Origin of the sequence: Erwinia persicina (genome assembly GCF_019844095.1) — a bacterium.
In the GTDB taxonomy this organism is placed as follows: Bacteria; Pseudomonadota; Gammaproteobacteria; order Enterobacterales; family Enterobacteriaceae; genus Erwinia; species Erwinia persicina.
In genome coordinates this window covers 1,686,470-1,705,335 of the sequence record NZ_CP082141.1, presented here as the reverse complement: position 1 = coordinate 1,705,335, position 18,866 = coordinate 1,686,470, and the positions used below count along the sequence as shown (strand labels likewise).

General features: G+C 45.8%; 18 protein-coding genes and 1 other annotated feature (1 of these 19 cut by a window edge). Of the genes, 8 read left to right on the top strand and 10 right to left on the bottom strand.

Translation table 11 applies throughout. The annotated features are described in order from the left end of the window. Positions 1 to 97: a sequence feature (His leader region), on the top strand; it begins 26 nt to the left of the window's first position. A 57-nt stretch (positions 98 to 154) separates the two neighbouring features. From hisG to hisIE, 8 genes are read left to right on the top strand one after another with little or no spacing between them, the layout of a single operon-like run. Continuing rightward, entirely contained in the window at positions 155 to 1,054 is a 900-nt protein-coding gene (gene hisG, locus K6L24_RS07645) for an ATP phosphoribosyltransferase (protein WP_062742794.1), read from the top strand. Between the two features lie 4 nt (positions 1,055 to 1,058). Beyond that, positions 1,059 to 2,369 (top strand): histidinol dehydrogenase, encoded by a 1,311-nt coding sequence (hisD, locus tag K6L24_RS07640; protein WP_222682125.1) that lies wholly within the window; start codon positions 1,059 to 1,061, stop codon positions 2,367 to 2,369. After that, on the top strand, positions 2,366 to 3,457 hold the full coding sequence (gene hisC / locus K6L24_RS07635; protein WP_222682124.1) for a histidinol-phosphate transaminase: 1,092 nt from the start codon (positions 2,366 to 2,368) through the stop codon (positions 3,455 to 3,457). The genes hisD and hisC overlap by 4 nt, the downstream gene beginning before the upstream one ends. Further along, complete coding sequence (gene hisB, locus K6L24_RS07630) at positions 3,454 to 4,518, top strand: bifunctional histidinol-phosphatase/imidazoleglycerol-phosphate dehydratase HisB (RefSeq protein ID WP_062742797.1); 1,065 nt, start codon at positions 3,454 to 3,456, stop codon at positions 4,516 to 4,518. The genes hisC and hisB overlap by 4 nt, the downstream gene beginning before the upstream one ends. After that, a complete protein-coding gene (hisH, locus tag K6L24_RS07625; protein WP_187510088.1) occupies positions 4,518 to 5,108 on the top strand; it encodes an imidazole glycerol phosphate synthase subunit HisH in 591 nt (196 codons plus the stop codon). Before hisB ends, hisH begins: the two co-directional genes overlap by 1 nt. A 5-nt stretch (positions 5,109 to 5,113) precedes the next feature. Next, positions 5,114 to 5,848 (top strand): 1-(5-phosphoribosyl)-5-[(5-phosphoribosylamino)methylideneamino]imidazole-4-carboxamide isomerase, encoded by a 735-nt coding sequence (gene hisA, locus K6L24_RS07620; protein WP_062742799.1) that lies wholly within the window; start codon positions 5,114 to 5,116, stop codon positions 5,846 to 5,848. Beyond that, on the top strand, positions 5,830 to 6,606 hold the full coding sequence (gene hisF, locus K6L24_RS07615; protein WP_062742800.1) for an imidazole glycerol phosphate synthase subunit HisF: 777 nt from the start codon (positions 5,830 to 5,832) through the stop codon (positions 6,604 to 6,606). The genes hisA and hisF overlap by 19 nt, the downstream gene beginning before the upstream one ends. After that, a complete protein-coding gene (hisIE, locus tag K6L24_RS07610; RefSeq protein ID WP_062742801.1) occupies positions 6,600 to 7,211 on the top strand; it encodes a bifunctional phosphoribosyl-AMP cyclohydrolase/phosphoribosyl-ATP diphosphatase HisIE in 612 nt (203 codons plus the stop codon). The genes hisF and hisIE overlap by 7 nt, the downstream gene beginning before the upstream one ends. A gap of 93 nt (positions 7,212 to 7,304) precedes the next feature. Here hisIE and wzzB read toward each other — a convergent pair whose 3' ends face one another. The 10 genes from wzzB to K6L24_RS07560 all read right to left on the bottom strand — a co-directional run bounded on the left by wzzB (position 7,305) and on the right by K6L24_RS07560 (position 18,864). Continuing rightward, positions 7,305 to 8,276, bottom strand: coding sequence for an LPS O-antigen chain length determinant protein WzzB (gene wzzB, locus K6L24_RS07605; RefSeq protein ID WP_245006725.1), 972 nt, complete (start codon positions 8,274 to 8,276; stop codon positions 7,305 to 7,307). A gap of 190 nt (positions 8,277 to 8,466) precedes the next feature. Continuing rightward, positions 8,467 to 9,873: an NADP-dependent phosphogluconate dehydrogenase gene (gene gndA, locus K6L24_RS07600; RefSeq protein ID WP_118663760.1), complete on the bottom strand. Its 1,407-nt coding sequence runs from the start codon at positions 9,871 to 9,873 to the stop codon at positions 8,467 to 8,469. A 348-nt stretch (positions 9,874 to 10,221) separates the two neighbouring features. Then, entirely contained in the window at positions 10,222 to 11,340 is a 1,119-nt protein-coding gene (locus K6L24_RS07595) for a glycosyltransferase family 4 protein (RefSeq protein ID WP_222682122.1), read from the bottom strand. A 7-nt stretch (positions 11,341 to 11,347) separates the two neighbouring features. After that, a complete protein-coding gene (locus tag K6L24_RS07590) occupies positions 11,348 to 12,433 on the bottom strand; it encodes a glycosyltransferase (protein WP_191927486.1) in 1,086 nt (361 codons plus the stop codon). Between the two features lie 9 nt (positions 12,434 to 12,442). After that, a complete protein-coding gene (locus K6L24_RS07585; protein ID WP_191927487.1) occupies positions 12,443 to 13,537 on the bottom strand; it encodes a glycosyltransferase family 4 protein in 1,095 nt (364 codons plus the stop codon). A gap of 3 nt (positions 13,538 to 13,540) precedes the next feature. After that, positions 13,541 to 14,704, bottom strand: coding sequence for an EpsG family protein (locus K6L24_RS07580; protein WP_191927488.1), 1,164 nt, complete (start codon positions 14,702 to 14,704; stop codon positions 13,541 to 13,543). An 18-nt stretch (positions 14,705 to 14,722) separates the two neighbouring features. Next, on the bottom strand, positions 14,723 to 15,724 hold the full coding sequence (locus tag K6L24_RS07575; protein WP_191927489.1) for a glycosyltransferase family 2 protein: 1,002 nt from the start codon (positions 15,722 to 15,724) through the stop codon (positions 14,723 to 14,725). After that, positions 15,721 to 16,299 (bottom strand): acyltransferase, encoded by a 579-nt coding sequence (locus K6L24_RS07570; protein ID WP_191927490.1) that lies wholly within the window; start codon positions 16,297 to 16,299, stop codon positions 15,721 to 15,723. Before K6L24_RS07570 ends, K6L24_RS07575 begins: the two co-directional genes overlap by 4 nt. Position 16,300: 1 nt before the next feature. Beyond that, on the bottom strand, positions 16,301 to 17,437 hold the full coding sequence (locus tag K6L24_RS07565) for a DegT/DnrJ/EryC1/StrS family aminotransferase (protein ID WP_274603492.1): 1,137 nt from the start codon (positions 17,435 to 17,437) through the stop codon (positions 16,301 to 16,303). Further along, positions 17,434 to 18,864 (bottom strand): lipopolysaccharide biosynthesis protein, encoded by a 1,431-nt coding sequence (locus tag K6L24_RS07560; protein ID WP_191927491.1) that lies wholly within the window; start codon positions 18,862 to 18,864, stop codon positions 17,434 to 17,436. The genes K6L24_RS07565 and K6L24_RS07560 overlap by 4 nt, the downstream gene beginning before the upstream one ends. Positions 18,865 to 18,866: the final 2 nt, after the last annotated feature.

Here is an 18,866-nt window from a genome sequence, read left to right as displayed (position 1 = left end):
CTTTCAGGCGATGTGTGCTGGAAGACGATCAGGATCTTCCAGTGGTGCAGAACGCAAACTCAGCCCCCGGAAGATCGCCTTCCGGGGGCTTTTTTTATGCCCTGAGATAAGCAGAACGCGGATACAACATCAGACAGGAAAAGGATAATAACCCATGTTAGATAACACCCGTTTACGCATAGCTATGCAGAAATCTGGCCGTTTAAGCGATGAATCACGCGAATTGCTCGCCCGCTGCGGTATCAAAATTAACCTGCAGCAGCAGCGCCTGATTGCCTTCGCAGAAAACATGCCCATCGATATTCTGCGGGTGCGTGATGACGATATTCCGGGTCTGGTGATGGACGGTGTGGTTGACCTGGGCATTATCGGGGAAAACGTGCTGGAAGAAGAGCTGCTGACCCGCCGCGCCCAGGGTGACGATCCGCGTTACTTTACGCTGCGCCGCCTTGATTTTGGCGGCTGCCGCCTGTCGCTGGCAATGAACGTAGACGATGAGTATACCGGCCCACAGTGCTTACAAAATACCCGCATCGCCACCTCATACCCTCACCTGCTGAAAAAGTACCTGGATAAGCAGGGCGTCAACTTCAAATCCTGCCTGCTGAACGGTTCGGTGGAAGTCGCGCCGCGTGCCGGTCTGGCCGATGCGATCTGTGACCTGGTGTCCACCGGTGCCACACTGGAAGCCAACGGCCTGCGTGAAGTGGAAGTGATCTACCGTTCAAAAGCCTGCCTTATTCAGCGCGACGGTGAAATGCCGGCGGCCAAGCAGGAGCTGATTGATAAGCTGATGACCCGCATCCAGGGCGTGATCCAGGCGCGTGAGTCCAAATACATCATGCTGCACGCTCCCAGCGAGCGTCTGGACGATATCATCGCCCTGCTGCCCGGTGCCGAGCGCCCGACCGTATTGCCGCTGGCCGGTGACAAGAGTCGCGTGGCCATGCACATGGTGAGCAGCGAAACGCTGTTCTGGGAAACCATGGAAAAACTGAAAGCGCTCGGTGCCAGTTCCATTCTGGTACTGCCGATTGAGAAGATGATGGAGTAACCCGATGGCGACCCTGATGACCCCGATTTCCTGGCAGGATTGCAGTACGGAACAGCAGCAGGCGCTGCTGCGCCGTCCGGCGCTGGAAGCCTCTGACAGCATCAGTGCTACCGTCCGTGGCATCCTGGACAGAGTATCAACGGAAGGTGATGACGCACTGCGTGAATACAGTGCGACCTTCGACAAAACCCGGGTCGATGTGCTGCGCGTCAGCGAACAGCAGATCGCCGATGCCTGTGCACGACTGGGTGACGAGATCAAACAGGCGATGGCCGTTGCGGTCGCCAACATCACGACCTTCCATCTTGCGCAGCAGCTGCCCGCGGTGGATGTCGAAACGCAGCCCGGGGTGCGCTGTCAGCAGGTGACCCGCCCGGTTGCCTCCGTTGGCCTTTATATTCCGGGGGGATCAGCGCCACTGTTCTCCACGGTATTAATGCTGGCTACCCCGGCGCGTATCGCCGGCTGCGGCCGCGTGGTGCTCTGCTCCCCGCCGCCGGTAGCCGATGAAATTCTGTACGCGGCGCAGCTGTGCGGCGTGACGGAAGTCTTCCAGGTGGGCGGTGCCCAGGCTATTGCCGCTCTCGCCTTCGGTACCGAATCCGTGCCGAAAGTGGATAAAATCTTCGGCCCGGGCAATGCCTGGGTCACAGAAGCAAAACGCCAGGTGAGCCAGCGTATGGATGGCGCCGCCATCGATATGCCAGCCGGGCCTTCTGAAGTTCTGGTGATTGCCGATGACGGTGCCACGCCGGACTTTGTTGCCTCCGACCTGCTATCGCAGGCAGAACATGGCCCTGACTCACAGGTGATCCTGCTGACGCCGTCACAGAAGATGGCCGAAAGAGTGGCAGACGCCGTTGAGCGTCAGCTGGCTGAACTGCCACGTGCCGCGACGGCGGCGAAAGCGCTGCAGAGCAGCCGCCTGATCGTGACGCGTGATCTGCCGCAGTGCGTCGAGATCAGCAACCGCTACGGGCCGGAGCACCTGATTATCCAGACGCGCCAGGCGCGCGACCTGGTGGACAGCATCACCAGCGCCGGCTCCGTGTTTCTCGGTGACTGGTCACCGGAATCTGCCGGGGATTACGCATCAGGCACCAACCACGTGCTGCCGACCTACGGTTATACCGCGACCTGCTCCAGCCTGGGGCTGGCGGATTTCCAGAAGCGGATGACCGTACAGGAGCTGACCCGCGAGGGCTTTATGGGTCTGGCTGCGACCATTGAGATCCTGGCGGCGGCCGAACAGCTGACCGCCCACAAAAACGCCGTCACCCTGCGGGTGGCCGCACTGAACAGGGAGCCATCATGAGCAACAGCATAGAAGACCTGGCGCGTGCTAACGTGCGCGCACTGACGCCCTATCAGTCGGCACGCCGCCTGGGCGGTAACGGTGACGTCTGGCTGAATGCCAACGAATATCCGCTGGCGGTGCCGTTTGAGCTCAGTCAGCAGACGCTTAACCGTTATCCGGAATGTCAGCCAAAGCGGGTGATCGAACGGTATGCCGCCTACGCCGGCCTGACGCCACAGCAGGTGCTGGTCAGCCGTGGGGCCGATGAAGGCATCGAACTGTTGATGCGCGCCTTCTGTGAGCCCGGCCGCGATGCCGTGCTGTTCTGCCCGCCGACTTACGGTATGTACAGCGTCAGCGCCGAAACCATAGGCATTGAATACCGCACGGTGGAAGCCGGTGAAGGCTGGCAGCTCAACCTGCCGGCCATTGCCGGGCAGCTGGATGGCGTAAAGCTGGTGTATGTCTGCAGCCCGAACAATCCGACCGGTAACCTGATTAACCCGGACGATCTCCGTCAGTTGCTGGAAATGACGCGAGGTCAGGCCCTGGTCGTGGCCGACGAGGCCTACATTGAGTTCTGTCCGCAGGCGTCTCTCGCCGGCTGGCTGAAGGATTACCCACACCTGGTGATCCTGCGTACGCTGTCCAAGGCCTTTGCCCTGGCGGGCCTGCGCTGTGGCTTCACCCTGGCGAATGCGGACGTGATTGCGCTGCTGATGAAGGTGATTGCTCCTTATCCGCTCTCTACACCGGTCGCAGATATTGCGGGTCAGGCGCTGAGTGACGAGGGGATTACCCTGATGCGCCAGCATGTCAGCGAGCTGATTGCCACCCGTGAGCGGATGATTGCCGACCTGCGCACCTTACCTTGTGTTGAACAGGTGTTTGAGAGCGACACCAACTATATCCTGGCGCGTTTCGCTGACTCAGCTGGCGTGTTTAAGACGCTCTGGAACCAGGGTATTATCCTGCGCGACCAGAATAAGCAGCCAGGTCTGGCCGGATGCCTGCGCATCTCAATCGGTACACCCACAGAGTGCGAACGCGCCGTTGCTGCACTAAAATTATTACCCGGCCCCCCCGTTTCTCAGGAGCAAGCATGAGTCAGAAAGTCCTTTTTATCGATCGCGATGGCACCCTTATTTCTGAGCCACCGGAAGATTATCAGGTCGACCGTATGGACAAACTGGCCTTTGAGCCGGACGTGATCCCGGCCCTGCTGTCCCTGCAGAAAGCAGGCTACCAGCTGGTGATGATCACTAATCAGGATGGTCTGGGCACCCGCAGTTTCCCGCAAAGTGACTTCGACGGTCCGCACAATCTGATGATGCAGATCCTCCGCTCGCAGGGGGTCAATTTTAGCGATGTGCTGATCTGCCCTCACCTGCCGGAAGATAACTGCGACTGCCGCAAGCCAAAAACCAAAATGGTCGACGCCTGGCTGGCAGAAGGCGCGATCGATACCGCCAACAGCTATGTGATTGGCGACCGTGCCACCGACGTGCAGCTGGCGCAGAACATGGGCATTACCGGCCTGCTGTACGGCAAAGATCTTAACTGGAACGCTATTGAACAGCAGCTGACAAAGCGCGACCGCTATGCACTGGTACAGCGCAACACCAAAGAGACACAGATTAAAGTCGAAGTGTGGCTGGATCGTGAAGGTGACAGCAAAATTAATACCGGCGTGGGCTTCTTTGATCACATGCTTGACCAGATCTGCACTCACGGCGGTTTCCGCATGAACATCGATGTGAAAGGCGATCTGTATATCGACGATCACCACACGGTCGAGGACACCGGCCTTGCGCTGGGTGAGGCGCTGCTGAAGGCGCTGGGCGACAAACGCGGCATTGGCCGCTTCGGCTTTGTCCTGCCGATGGACGAATGTCTGGCACGCTGTGCACTGGATATCTCCGGCCGCCCGCACCTCGAATATAAAGCCGAGTTCAGCTATCAGCGTGTCGGTGACCTGAGTACCGAGATGGTCGAACACTTCTTCCGCTCACTCTCTTACACCATGGCCAGTACCCTGCACCTGCGGACTAAAGGCAAAAACGATCATCACCGTGTCGAAAGCCTGTTTAAAGCCTTTGGCCGCACACTGCGTCAGGCGATCCGTGTAGAGGGTAATACCTTGCCCAGCTCAAAAGGAGTGCTGTGATGGATGTGGTGATCCTGGATACCGGCTGTGCCAACCTCTCCTCCGTTAAATGGGCGGTGCAGAGACTGGGCTATGAGCCCGTCGTCAGCAAAGAAGCCGATGTGGTACTCAACGCGGATAAGCTGTTCCTGCCCGGCGTGGGCACGGCCCAGGCCGCAATGGATCAGTTGCGCGAACGCGACCTGATTGACCTGATCAAAGCCTGTACCCAACCGGTGCTGGGCATCTGCCTGGGCATGCAGCTACTGGGAAGCGGCAGCGATGAGAGCGGCGGTATTAACACGCTGAATATTATTGAGCATCCGGTGCAGCGGATGACCGACCATGGCCTGCCACTGCCGCATATGGGCTGGAACCAGATCACCGCCCAGGCGGGTAATCACCTGTTTCGCGGCATTGATGACGGTGCGTATTTCTACTTTGTCCACGGCTACGCCATGCCGGTGAATGCGTACACCATTGCCCAGTGCCATTACGGCGAAGCCTTTACCGCCGCGGTGCAGAAAGATAACTTCTTTGGCGTGCAGTTCCACCCGGAACGTTCCGGTGCCGCCGGCGCGCAGCTGCTGAAAAACTTCCTGGAGATGTAACCGGCATGATTATCCCGGCATTAGATTTAATTGATGGCAACGTGGTACGTCTGCATCAGGGCGATTACGGCCAGCAGCGTGACTACGGCAGCGACCCGCTGCCGCGCTTACAGGATTATGAAGCACAGGGTGCGCAGCTGCTGCACCTGGTGGACCTGACCGGGGCGAAAAATCCGGCAGCGCGTCAGATCCCGCTGCTGACCAAACTGCTGGCGGGCGTCAGCGTACCGGTGCAGGTAGGAGGCGGCATCCGCACGAAAGAGGATGTAGAGGCCCTGCTGAATGCCGGCGCTACGCGCGTAGTGGTCGGCTCCACAGCGGTGAAACAGCCGGAGGACGTGCAGGCCTGGTTCCGGCAGTATGGCGCAGAAGCCATTGTGCTGGCCCTTGACGTACGCATTAACGGCGGCCGTAAAGACGTGGCCATCAGCGGCTGGCAGGAAGCCAGTGGTATTACACTGGAAGATGTCATTGACCAGTTCTTACCCTTCGGGCTGAAACACGTGCTCTGTACCGATATTTCTCGTGACGGCACGCTGAGCGGGTCTAACGTTGAGCTGTATCGCGAAGTTTCCACGCGCTACCCGACCATTGCTTTCCAGTCTTCTGGTGGCATCGGCTCACTGGAGGACATTGCCGCCCTGCGCGGCTGTGGCGCACAGGGTGTGATCGTCGGTCGCGCCCTGCTGGAAGATAAATTTACCGTATCGGAGGCAATTTCATGCTGGCAAAACGGATAATCCCCTGCCTGGACGTACGTGATGGCCAGGTGGTGAAAGGCGTGCAGTTCCGCAACCACGAGATCATCGGTGATATCGTGCCGCTGGCACAGCGCTATGCGCAGGAAGGCGCGGACGAACTGGTCTTTTATGATATTACGGCCTCCAGCGACGGACGCGTCGTCGATAAGAGCTGGATCTCGCGCGTGGCAGAGGTGATTGATATTCCCTTCTGCGTGGCGGGCGGGATTAAGTCGGTGGAAGATGCCGCCCTGCTGCTCTCTTTCGGCGCAGATAAAATTTCGATTAACTCCCCGGCACTGGCCGATCCTGAACTGATCACTCGCCTGGCTGACCGCTTCGGCGTGCAGTGCATCGTGGTCGGCATTGATACCTGGTACGACAGCGAAAGCGGCAAGTATCACGTCAATCAGTACACCGGTGACGAAAGCCGAACGAAAGTTACCACATGGGAAACCCTCGACTGGGTGCAGGAAGTGCAGAAGCGCGGTGCAGGTGAAATCGTGCTGAACATGATGAACCAGGACGGCGTGCGCAACGGTTATGACCTGGTCCAGCTGCAGAAGGTGCGTGCCGTCTGCAACGTCCCACTGATTGCCTCCGGCGGTGCCGGTACCCCGGAACATTTCTATGAAGCCTTCCGTGATGCCAATGTTGATGGCGCACTGGCCGCTTCCGTGTTCCATAAACAGATTATTAATATCGGGGAGCTGAAGGCGTTCCTGATTGAAAAAGGTGTGGAGATTCGCGCGTGTTAACTGAAGAACAACTGTCCCGGCTCGACTGGGTGAAAACTGACGGCATGATGCCTGCTATCGTCCAGCACGCTGTCTCTGGCGAAGTGCTGATGCATGGTTACATGAATCAGGAAGCGCTGGCCAAAACGCTGGAAACCGGCAAAGTCACCTTCTGGTCGCGCACTAAACAGCGCCTGTGGACCAAAGGTGAAACCTCTGAGCACTTCCTGAACGTGGTCAGCATCACCCAGGACTGCGATAACGATACGTTGCTGCTGCTGGTCAACCCGGTCGGGCCTACCTGCCACCTGGGAACCTCCAGCTGCTTCTCCCCGGCCGCCAGTGACTGGACGTTCCTGTACCAGCTGGAACAGCTGCTGGCAGAGCGCAAGCATGCCGATCCGAAAAGTTCCTATACTGCCAGCCTGTATGCCAGCGGCACCAAGCGCATCGCACAGAAAGTGGGTGAAGAAGGCGTGGAAGTGGCACTGGCCGCGACAGTCAACGACCGCCATGAACTGACCAATGAAGCCTCCGATCTGGTTTATCATCTGCTGGTACTGCTTCAGGATCAGGATCTGAACCTGTCAGCGGTCATTGAGAATCTGCGTCAGCGTCATAAGTAACGACAGCAGAAACAGCAAAGGCCGCTTAACCGGCCTTTTTCGTTATACATAAAAAAGGCCGGAGATCCCGGCCTTTTGTTAGATGCTTTTAAGTTAACTGTTTTTCCGCAAGCTGTAGCTGGCCATTGCATTCCGCCCGATGACCAGGGCAGAGCCGGCGATGCCACCAAGAATAATCGCCAGCAGCATGACCAGAGTCCTTTTTGGACTGTCACGGCGGACGGGCAGATCCGGTTCAGCGATATAACGATACGACTGCAGATGCGCCAAATCGATTTTAAGGTGGGTCACCTCAAGCAATGCACTCTGGGTATCGTAATATGACTGCTCAAAAACCAGCGGTCTGGTGGACTCATTCTGAATCATCGACTGCAGTGCGCTGGTACCCAGCAGATAGAGCGTATCATCCGACAGGTACTCTGCCTGGTTGAGCCCGGAACTTTTCACATCGGAAGCCTGAGCGACCAGCAGCGCCTGCCTGATAGCTTTCAGCCGCTGCTGCTGCTTATCAATGGCTACCTGCTTCTGTGCCTCCAGGGAGCTGGTCAGTTCGCGGGTTTTCACCCCAACCGTACGCCTTAAGTCAGCCGCATAGCTGTCGACGATTTTATCGTTCACCTGCTCAACATACTTTGCCAGCTGCGCTTGCGCATCCTTTGCGGTGTGCGCGCTGAAGGCGATGCTGAACTGATCGTTGCTTCCTTTATTCACCTGCTCGACTTTTAAAACCTGTGGAATTTCCTGGTTCTGAAGAGCCAGAGCCAGCGCGCTCATCGTGGCGGTAAAGCGGGTAAAAAACTGCTGCTGCAGGTCGGGCAGAGAGGGTTTATCTGCCGGGCTTTGCGTATAGAGAACACTTAGAGAGGCATTGTAGTTAGCAATCATCCCGGAAGCTGGCTGGGAAACAATGGTCTTTGAAGTCCAGGTTTCTTTAGCAAATGCCAGATACACTCCGGCTAAAATAACAAAGAGAACAACTGTAACAATGATGGTAATTTTACCCCGCCAGAGCTGGGCAATGACATCAAGCATGTCGAGTTCGTCATCGTTTTTAAGGGCTGGCATGGATTCTCTGGAAGGGGATGTGACAGAATTTTTTGGAGTCATTATTACTCGGCTCAAAAAGAAACAGGTTAAAAACACAGTTTTTATATTAGTTCGAGTAAAGATAGTTGAGTAGCGAGCGAAGCGCCAGAGGGATTGTCTTAAAATGCGGTAAAGTAACCTCCCGCCATGCGGGAGGTTGAAGAACAGTTTAGTCCAACCACTCGGTGTGGAACACGCCGTCTTTATCAGTACGCTTGTAGGTATGCGCACCGAAGTAGTCACGCTGGGCCTGGATCAGGTTTGCCGGCAGTACCGCGGAACGGTAGCTGTCGTAGTAAGCGATAGCCGCAGAGAAAGTCGGCGTCGGGATACCGTTCTGCACAGCATAAGCCACCACGTCACGCAGTGCCTGCTGGTATTCATCCGCGATGTTTTTGAAGTACGGTGCCAGCAGCAGGTTGGCGATGTCAGCGTTGTCCGCATAGGCATCGGTAATTTTCTGCAGGAACTGGGCGCGGATGATGCAGCCCGCACGGAAGATCTTAGCAATCTCACCATAGTGCAGGTTCCAGTTGTTTTCGGTAGAGGCCGCTTTCAGCTGGGAGAAGCCCTGTGCGTAAGAAACAATCTTGCCCAGGTACAGTGCACGACGCACTTTCTCAACAAATTCGGCTTTATCACCGCTCACGGTCTGCACGGTCGGGCCGCTCAACACCTTAGAGGCCGCCACGCGCTGAGTTTTCAGCGAGGACAGGTAGCGTGCGAACACTGATTCAGTGATCAGAGACAGCGGTTCGCCGAGATCCAGCGAGCTCTGGCTGGTCCATTTACCGGTGCCTTTGTTGGCGGCTTCATCCAGGATCACATCGACCAGGTAGTTACCCTCTTCATCTTTCTTGGTGAAGATATCTTTGGTGATGTCGATCAGATAGCTGCTCAGCTCGCCTTCGTTCCACTCGCTGAAGGTCTTCGCCAGGTCATCGTTGCTCAGGTTCAGCGCGCCTTTCAGCAGGGCATAAGCCTCTGCAATCAGCTGCATATCGCCATATTCGATGCCGTTGTGCACCATCTTGACGTAGTGACCCGCACCGTCCGGCCCCATATAGGCCACACAGGCTTCGCCTTCGGCGACAGCCGCGATCTCGGTTAAGATTGGTGCCACCAGTTCGTAAGCTTCTTTCTGACCGCCAGGCATGATGGACGGGCCTTTCAGGGCGCCCTCTTCACCGCCGGAAACACCGGTGCCGATAAAGTTGAAGCCCTGCTCAGACAGTTCGCGATTACGACGAATGGTGTCTTTGTAGAAGGTGTTGCCCCCGTCGATAAGGATATCACCCTTGTCGAGGTGTGGGGTCAGCGAGGCGATGGTCTTGTCGGTGGCTTCACCGGCCTGCACCATCAGAAGGATACGACGAGGTTTTTCCAGAGAGTCAACAAACTCTTCGATGCTGTAATGCGGAACCAGTTTCTTGCCCGGGTTCTCTGCCACGACTTCATCGGTTTTTTCACGCGAGCGGTTAAAGATAGAAACTGTGTAGCCACGGCTCTCAATGTTGAGTGCCAGATTACGGCCCATCACAGCCATACCTACAACGCCGATCTGTTGCTTGGACATACCTACTCCTGTCATTTGGAAAGCATGGGCAGTGCAAATCTGCCATATAATCGTCAGATAATATTAACTCAGATAATAAGTAAGATGATAGCGATTGATGCGATAGAGAAAAAATTACTTACGAAATGATGCTAAATTGCACCAAGAATAACAGCACAGAACACAAGGATAATGTGTATTCTGTTTGAACTACATAGGATTTATAACATAATAAATAACGACAACATTATTCAGCAGAATAATTTAACCACATAAAAAATGAATACACTTAACTTCTAATACGCTAGCAGAAAAAACAAACACCATGGCAATATTAAAAAACAGTTTTTTAGACAGAACTTTAACGCCTTAAGTTACAATACTGTCAATAACAGCCAAATATTTATTAATTACAATTCTCTCATCATAGAATTTAACTATTTTGTCCCGCCCTTTACGGCCCATACCCACTCTTTCGAGATGAGTTTTGTTAATTATCAGCTCCATTTTAAGAGCTAAATCATCCGAAGAACCTGGCATGCAAATATATCCATTTACGCCATCATCAACTGTATCCCTGCAACCTACATTATCTGTAGTAACAATCGGCTTACCCAAAGCTGCTGCTTCTAAAAGAGATTTTGGAACACCTTCACGATAAAAAGAAGGAAGAACAACACAATCAACATTTTTCAATGTAGTAGCAATATCATCCGTTTTTCCCAGATAATCAATATATCCAGCGTTAACCCACTCATTGATTTGATCGCTAGTGACTGATCTTGGGTTGTTTTTTTCTAAAAAACCAATCAATTGGAAACAAACCTTATCACCATAGATCAATTTCAATTTTTTTGCTGCTTCAGCATATTCGATAATGCCTTTATCAATTAATAATCTAGCAACAAGAGAAAAAGTAACCAATCCATCATCTGGAATATCTTCATACTTAAATTTTAAAAGATCAACACCTGACCCAGGTAACACATCTGAATCAATCGAATCAATACCTAGATTAGTGAATAAATGGCAATCTTCTTTATTTTGGAAAAATATAAAATCGGCTTTAGACTGACTATACTTATAAAGTTGTTTGACTAATTTAGTTAGAAGATTGTTTTTTGTGAAAACAGTACCTAATCCAGCAATATTATTTACAACCTTAAGGTTGTTAAAATAGGCAGCAATTGTGCTATAAATATTATTTTTTGGAGTAAAATTCAAAACCACAGAAACATTATTTTTTTTATAAAAATTATAAAATTGGTAAAGTGTAGAAAGATCCTTCAGGGGGTTTACGCCTCCTCTGTCTATTTTTACCTCATTGAAATGGCATCCTAAGCCTATCAGGCGCTCTGTATAATCATCTCTTGGTGCTAAAACAACCACTGTATAATGATTATTTATGAGTTCGAGTATCGTATTTTTTCTAAAATTAAAAATATACCAGCTGGTGTTGGCAGTTATTGCAACAATTTTATTATTCATAACACTCTCAATGGTATAAGTTTAACCAAGTATTAACGATACTTTCGATAGAAAAATAGTTTTCGAGCCTTGCCTTTGCTTTATTTGTTCTAATGCGAATTTCGTCATCAGACAACTGTATAGCTTGTGATATCGCGTCTGCAAGGAGTTGAGGTGATTTGACAGGGACAATGAACTCCTCATCACCAAGTATCTCCTTAACACCACCGCAGTTAGTGGTTACAACTATTTTTTCACAAGCCATCGCTTCTCCAACAACGAGTGGCAACCCCTCCCATTCAGATGACATAACATAGATATCAGAAGCATTCATCAATGCTGGGATGTCATTACGAACACCAAGAAAATGAACATTTGAACTAATATCAAGATCCAATGCAAGTTGCTTTATGTCCTCATAAAGTTCCCCGTGCCCAGCAACTGCCATATGGATAAATTTGTTTTCAGAATACAGTATTTTGAATGCGTTAAGTAAGTTTGGATAGTCTTTGGCTTTTGTGAATCGTCCCACAGATAGTAATAATTTGCATCCACGATTGATATTCAACTCTTCTTTTAAATCTTTGTTACTAGTTTTCCTTTCATTAATAGAATGAAGATCAAGACCATTGAAAACCAGTTTTATTTTACTTTCAGGAACAGCACCTCTTCTTAAACTTTCATTAACAGCATCTTGGCTAACATTAGTAGTTAAATCAGCGAAACGATCTGTCAGCCGGTATAAAAACATTCTTATTACCCCTCCTTCATTTCGACTATGAGCAGAGCTAATCAATTTTTTATAGCTGACAGCTACCCGGGATAATCTGCACATAATATTCGCATGAAAAAGATGACTGTGAACTACATCAGGGTCGATTGATTTTAATATACGACATAAATTTAGATATGATTTGATGAATGAAAGTGGTTTTTTGTTCATTTTCAATTCTATAACTGTTACATTACCTGACTCAGGTAATACAACAGAACAACCTTGCAGAGAAATCAATGTAACATTGTGACCGCGCTCAGACATTTTCGAAGCCAAGAGGCACACTTGTTTTTCCGCCCCTCCCATTGTTAAGCCAGTTATTACATATACAATGTTCACGATTAAACCTTAATTAATTAGTTCTGAAAAGAAATCTTTTGAGCTAAATGAAATAGCCCATTCGGCACTACTATTCATCAGTTTATATTTATTATTCTTTATATATAGTAATGAATCTAGCATTGCATTGACATCGTCATAAAAGAAACCGTTAACATTCTGGTTAATTGCTTCTTTGATACCATATTTATTTGGCCCTATAACCGGTACGCCTACAGCTGAACTTTCAAGGTAAGTTAAACCGAAGGCTTCAGGTTCATTTGGAAGTAGCCAAAAAACATCATAATATGAAGGGTTAATCGTTTCAAAAATCATCTTCCTGTCAATTTTCTCATGGAGAGTAATGATTTTTCTTAAACCTGATGAAGAAATCAACTCATCAAGCTCTGCTTTGAAACTTCCCTCGCCAAAGATGTCCCATCTGACAAAACTCATTTTTTCATCAATTTCTTTAAATATGTTCAGCATTTCAAGATAGCCTTTTCTTTTTTCAATACGAGAAAAGGATACTATTCTTATCAATTCACGTTCATCGCTGAAATTATAATTAACTAAAGAGTTAACTTTTTTTCTTGCGCTTAAAAGTAATGCACTGCTCAGACCAGCATATTTTACAACATATTTATTTAAAAAGATCCCCTCCTTCTTAAGGGCAGTTAAATTTCTATTTTTTACATAATCACTAACAAATACGACTTTCGGAACTTGCTTTAAAAAACAAGAATAATATCGTGGTAATTTTATAAACTTGTTTTTATTAGAACAATTATTAAAAACAATATCTACTTCAGTGCCATGGATTACATATACGCTTTTTTGGATGATATGCTTTAAACCAAGCAAAGAAAGAATATATGCTGACCTCAAATCATTAACAATAATTTTATCATAGCGATTAAGTGCAGTCTTTAATATAAGTTTAAGATAAAAAAAAGGCCACACTGCATTATATATTTTTCTAAGTATCCTGAATTTAGGGTTTGAGCATAGAACATCACACTCATAGCCTTGAGAAAGGCTTTCCTCATAAATTTGTTGGGCGACAACGCCAGCACCACCTAAGTGATAAGGATAAAATTCATCAGTAATAATAAGTATTTTCATGATTTATATCGGACAAAAAGTGGGATCAAACTGATCAATAACAGAACACTTACCAGATTTCAAATCATTTAAATTTGGATAGTCATTATTAAGTAATTCAAAATAGAAAAACTTCGGCTTATCAAAATCATAAGAATAATAGGGATTAGTCACGTTTCTATAAAATACACCCAGACACATTATAGCCACAATAGGAAATGTCATTCTATTTAAATGACTAAACCTCCCCACTCTAAACGAAACCAAAGAGTATACACCAACTAAAGGAAATATATAGTAAAGTAACCTTTGTAAGAATGGTGTCATATAGAAGAGAAGATGTAACAAAAAGAAAATAAATGAAGCTGTAGTTGATAAAACCATCTGCTTATCGTTTTTAAATTTTTCTGAAAGCAACAATGTAATTATTATACCAACCAGGTCGATGATCATAAATAAACCAAACTTGAATCCACCATCTAGTTTGGAAACATATCCAGTTAATTTCGCATAGAAAATAGCAGGAATAAAAGAACTTATAATGGAGATAACAAAAGGTAATGAAACAAACAGAATAATAAAACAAACTGAAGCCAATACATAGTAGATAATTCTTCTCTTACTTAGTGGGTATCGAATTAGTAAAAATATTGGAATTAGTAAAATACTGGAAGCGTGAAATAACGAACTTAATAAAACAATCACTATTAGCTTTTTCAAGGAAATAGAATTTATTCTGGGCAGAAATGGTAAGATAACCGCCATTGCAGCTAATTGTCTAACTGCATCATTAAAAAGAGGAAGAAGGAAAAGCAGTATCAAAAGAAGTAGTGCACTTCGATTGAATTCCCAATCGATTTTTTTTATGAAGAGATGCAAGGTGTATGTAAAAGCCAATGATACTGAAAGTACGATTATTTGAAAATTGCTGACTTTTATTATGCTTGCAAAAAAATACATCAAAAAAACGAAACCAGGCTCATAAGGAAAATAATCAGTAGGGAAGCCATTATTATATATTTCTTCATAATGTTTTACATAGTTTATCCAATCAATACCATTATAATACGAACCGGATATTATAATAAAAAACACAAAAAGAGATAACTTATAAACTACTTTTTTATAAGCTCCTTTCTCTATTAATGATAATATTAGCATAATGGTAGCGGAGTAAAACCAATACATAACCCACCCTTAAAATTGCTATCTCGAAATAATAGATTTAATATAATGGACATAGAATATAACTCTAGGAAAAAACCTGAACGCATTATAAAATTTTTGTTTAAGACTAGGTGCAGAATTTGAATCTTGAGCTTTTTTTAAAGCCCATCTAAACATAATATTATCACCTTCAAATATATATCTCGTGGCCATATTGAGATAAACAGCAGTAATTTTCTTATCAAAATAGCTATCGTAACCACGGATTTCAGCTTTAGTTTTTATTAAAAGTTCCGCTATTTTTAAATGCCTGTCAGTAAATTTATTAAGATCATTTTTAATTGTCTCTGACCAAGAACCAGAACTATCAGCCCGGTACACAGACATAATATCGGGCATGTAAAGACCACAATGCTGCATACCATAAATTTCCATAAAAAGATCACCAACCGGTGCCTCATTAAACCAAGAAGGGAATTTATCTTTTAATGTGGATCTAAAAAAATATGAACTTGTAGGAGCAAACTGCCCTGTTATGGATAAAACATCATCCAGAAATATCAACTTACTCTCTGAGCCATAATCAAAGTGTTCCGTCCTATTTCCATTGATCTCTATGTATGATTTATGAACACAGAAATCAACATCGTTGTAAATTCTTATGGCGTCTACCTGCTTTTGAAGTTTATAGTCATCTATCCAAAAATCATCACCTTCGCAGAAAGCAATCCACTCCCCACTTGCCACAGATAGAACAGACAATATATTAGAGTTAGCACCTACATTTTCTTTATGTATTATACTTTTTATAGTATTAGGATATTTTTCCTGATACGTTCTTATTATGTCAGCAGTGTTATCAGTACTGGCATCATTACCAATGATAATTTCAATATCAAAATTTGCCTTCTGAGAAAGAAAACTTTCTATTGCTGCTTCTAGGTATTTTTCTTGATTATAAGTGATGCAGCATATAGAAACTTTAAGAGGACGCGGAACGACAACATTTGATTCATTTCCATCAGAGAAATCTAGTTTCATCTCTTAGCCAATCCCAATGTTGACTTTAATTCACCTTCTATTATTAACAAATCTCTTTTCCTTTCCTTTATCTTTATTGCAGGATTACCAGCATAAATATTAAATGAAGAACAACTATTTTTCACCAGGGATAATGCACCGATCGCAGCACCTGTTTCTATATTAACGCCCGGTAGCACTACAGATCCTGAACCAATAATCACATGCTTCCCGAGATGAACAGGAAGGGATGTGACATTGGTATAGTTTTCTGGAACCATTGGATTTGTCATAAAAGCACCGGAGTAATCATCATTACTGGAATATATTGAAACGCGAGATGAAATATTAGAAAAATCATCAATAGAAATTTCACCGGCACCTATTATGGAACTATATACGGCAATATGTACGAAATCACCTATTATAATTCCGCCAAAACCTGCTGAAAGGACACAAAAATCATCAATTCTAACATTGTTACCGATATTTATTTTATCAGCACCATAAATGCTAGCTTTGTCAGAAATACGTACATTATTCCCGATAGTATTGAAACCCATTTCATTTAACTGTTGCTGAGATAATAGCCCCATTTTATAGCCCCTTAAAAACAGAGATTATTCTTTCAAATTCTTCATCAGTCATTTCATTAAATATAGGAAGGCATAAGACTTTATCAGATGTTGCATTGGCTACAGGTAAGTTTTCTTTACCAGCTGATTCAGAACCACTATACATTGGAATATTACTTATCAGCGGATAAAAATAACGACGCGAAATTATACCTTCGTGTTTCAGAAGTGTATACAGTTCATCACGCGTTAATGGGAATTCCCTTTCTATTAACACAGGATAATATGAGTAATTACCATTAGCATATTCGTTGTTCTTTGGAATAGTAATACCTGGAATATCTATTAACACTGCATTGTAGCGGGCATTTATCTTCTTACGCTGCTCGATTGCCGCATCAATGTGTTTTAACTGAACCAGACCGAATGCAGCGTTGACCTCGCTCATTTTACCGTTAATACCAGGTGCAGTCACTGTAGTTTCATCTGCAATACCGAAGTTTTTCAAACGATCAATTCGGAGTTTAGTTTTCTCATCGTGACAAATAATAGCTCCTCCTTCAAAAGTATTAAATACTTTTGTAGCATGGAAGCTAAGTACTGACATATCACCAAAATTAAGGATGCTTTCCCCTTTGTAGTTTATGCTAAACGCATGCGCAGCATCATAAATCACTCGAAGTCCATGATTATCAGCAATGCGTTGTATTTCTTCCACGTCGCAAGGATTAGAATAACAATGTACTGGCATTATGGCTGTTGTATGTGATGTTATTGCAGCCTCAATTTTCTTCGGATCAATGTTGAATGAATCGGGCTCAATATCTACAAATACTGGTTTCAAACCATTCCAAATGATCGAATGACTGGTTGCAACAAAAGAATAAGGTGTTGTGATCACCTCACCAGAGATTTTAAGCGCCTGCAATGCAGTTATCAGTGCAATCGTTGCATTGTTAAACAGCGATATATATTTAACACCCAGATAGGCACATAACTCGGCTTCAAGTTGCTGATGAAATGGTCCATTATTAGTTAACCAGCGATTATCCCAAATCTTTTCAAGATAAGGAATAAACTCTTTTAAATCAGGTAGATAAGGCTGAGTTACAGGTATATCTTTTTTCATAGTGTTCATGCCATTTAATTTTAGTTTCATTTTTTCTTTATCTTAAGAACGATCATAAAAAGTTCTTTCTGAAACAGAAAAATAAACAAAATGTAGAGAATTGGACTGATTACTAGCATACCAGCCACCTGATATATATCATTTTTTGTCAGCGTTGACATTGTAGCAAACGCTATCACGGCACTACATATCGTTATAATCCACACAGGAAGAATTGCTTTCAACTGTGCGATACCGCTAAGTGATGACAGTTTTCCTGTATAGTATGAATTAATAAGCAATGATAAATAGGAATGCATCACCAAGCCCGCACACATAACTTTAATACCGTATGGGATAGTAATAACAAGTAGTAAAGTTGCCAATATTTTCTTTATGACTTCTAATTTAAGAAATAAATCAGAGCGTCCTTTTACCTGGAGAAGATTTAAATTTATAGCATGGATAGGATAGAGCATATAACCTATTGAGAGAATAGAAACCAGTATTCCAGCGGGTTTCCAATCGTTACCAAGAACCAGAGTCAACAATGGAGTCGCTATTATTGCCAAACCTACCATGAGCGGAAAAATGAATAGAGCAGCTATTTTCATAGTTAAAATATAAGCTCTATCCATTCTTTCTTTTTCTTTTTGGATGTGGCTAAACATGGGATATGTAACTCGCTGAATTACATTTGTTAAGGTCATAGCTGGTACGCTCGACAACTGATTAGCCTGCGTATAATGACCTAATTGATAGGCATCAAATTTCTTGCCTATTACTATCTGATAAAGGTTATTATAAAATGCGTCCAACAAACCTGCGATAAGTAACTTTCCCCCAAAACCAAAGAGGTAATTAAATGATTGCCGTGAGGGTTTAAAGGTGGGTTTCCAACGAGTAAAGAGATTCAGGAGTAAGGTATTAATCAGAGCATTAAGAAGAGTTTGAATAACAAGAACCCAGGCACCATATTCATGAAATGCAAGAAATACTGAAATCATTCCACTAACAAGAATACTAACAATTGATATTTTAGCTTGTTTTTTGAAATCCATATTTATGGTCAGAATAGTTCTGGGCACAATCCCAAAGCCATTAATAAGGATAACTAAACCCAAAACTCTCGCCAGTTCGATCAACGCAGGCTGGTTATAAAATTCAGAAATCTTAGGTGCAAAAAAATATAAAGCTGTATAGCATAAAAATGCAAGGGATATGTTAAAACAGAATGCTGTAGAAAAGTCTTTTTCTGTACATTGCTCTTTTCTTATCAGAGCAGAACTGAACCCGCTATCTATAAGCACCTGAGATAGAGCCAGAAAAATCGTCAGCATGCCTATCAGTCCGAAACTTGCAGGACCTAAAAGGCGTGCCAAAACCATCATAATGACCAACTGTATGCCTTGGGATAACAACCGTTCCAGAGCACTCCATTTCAAACCTGATATTGTTTTTTTCTTGAGGTCATTCACGA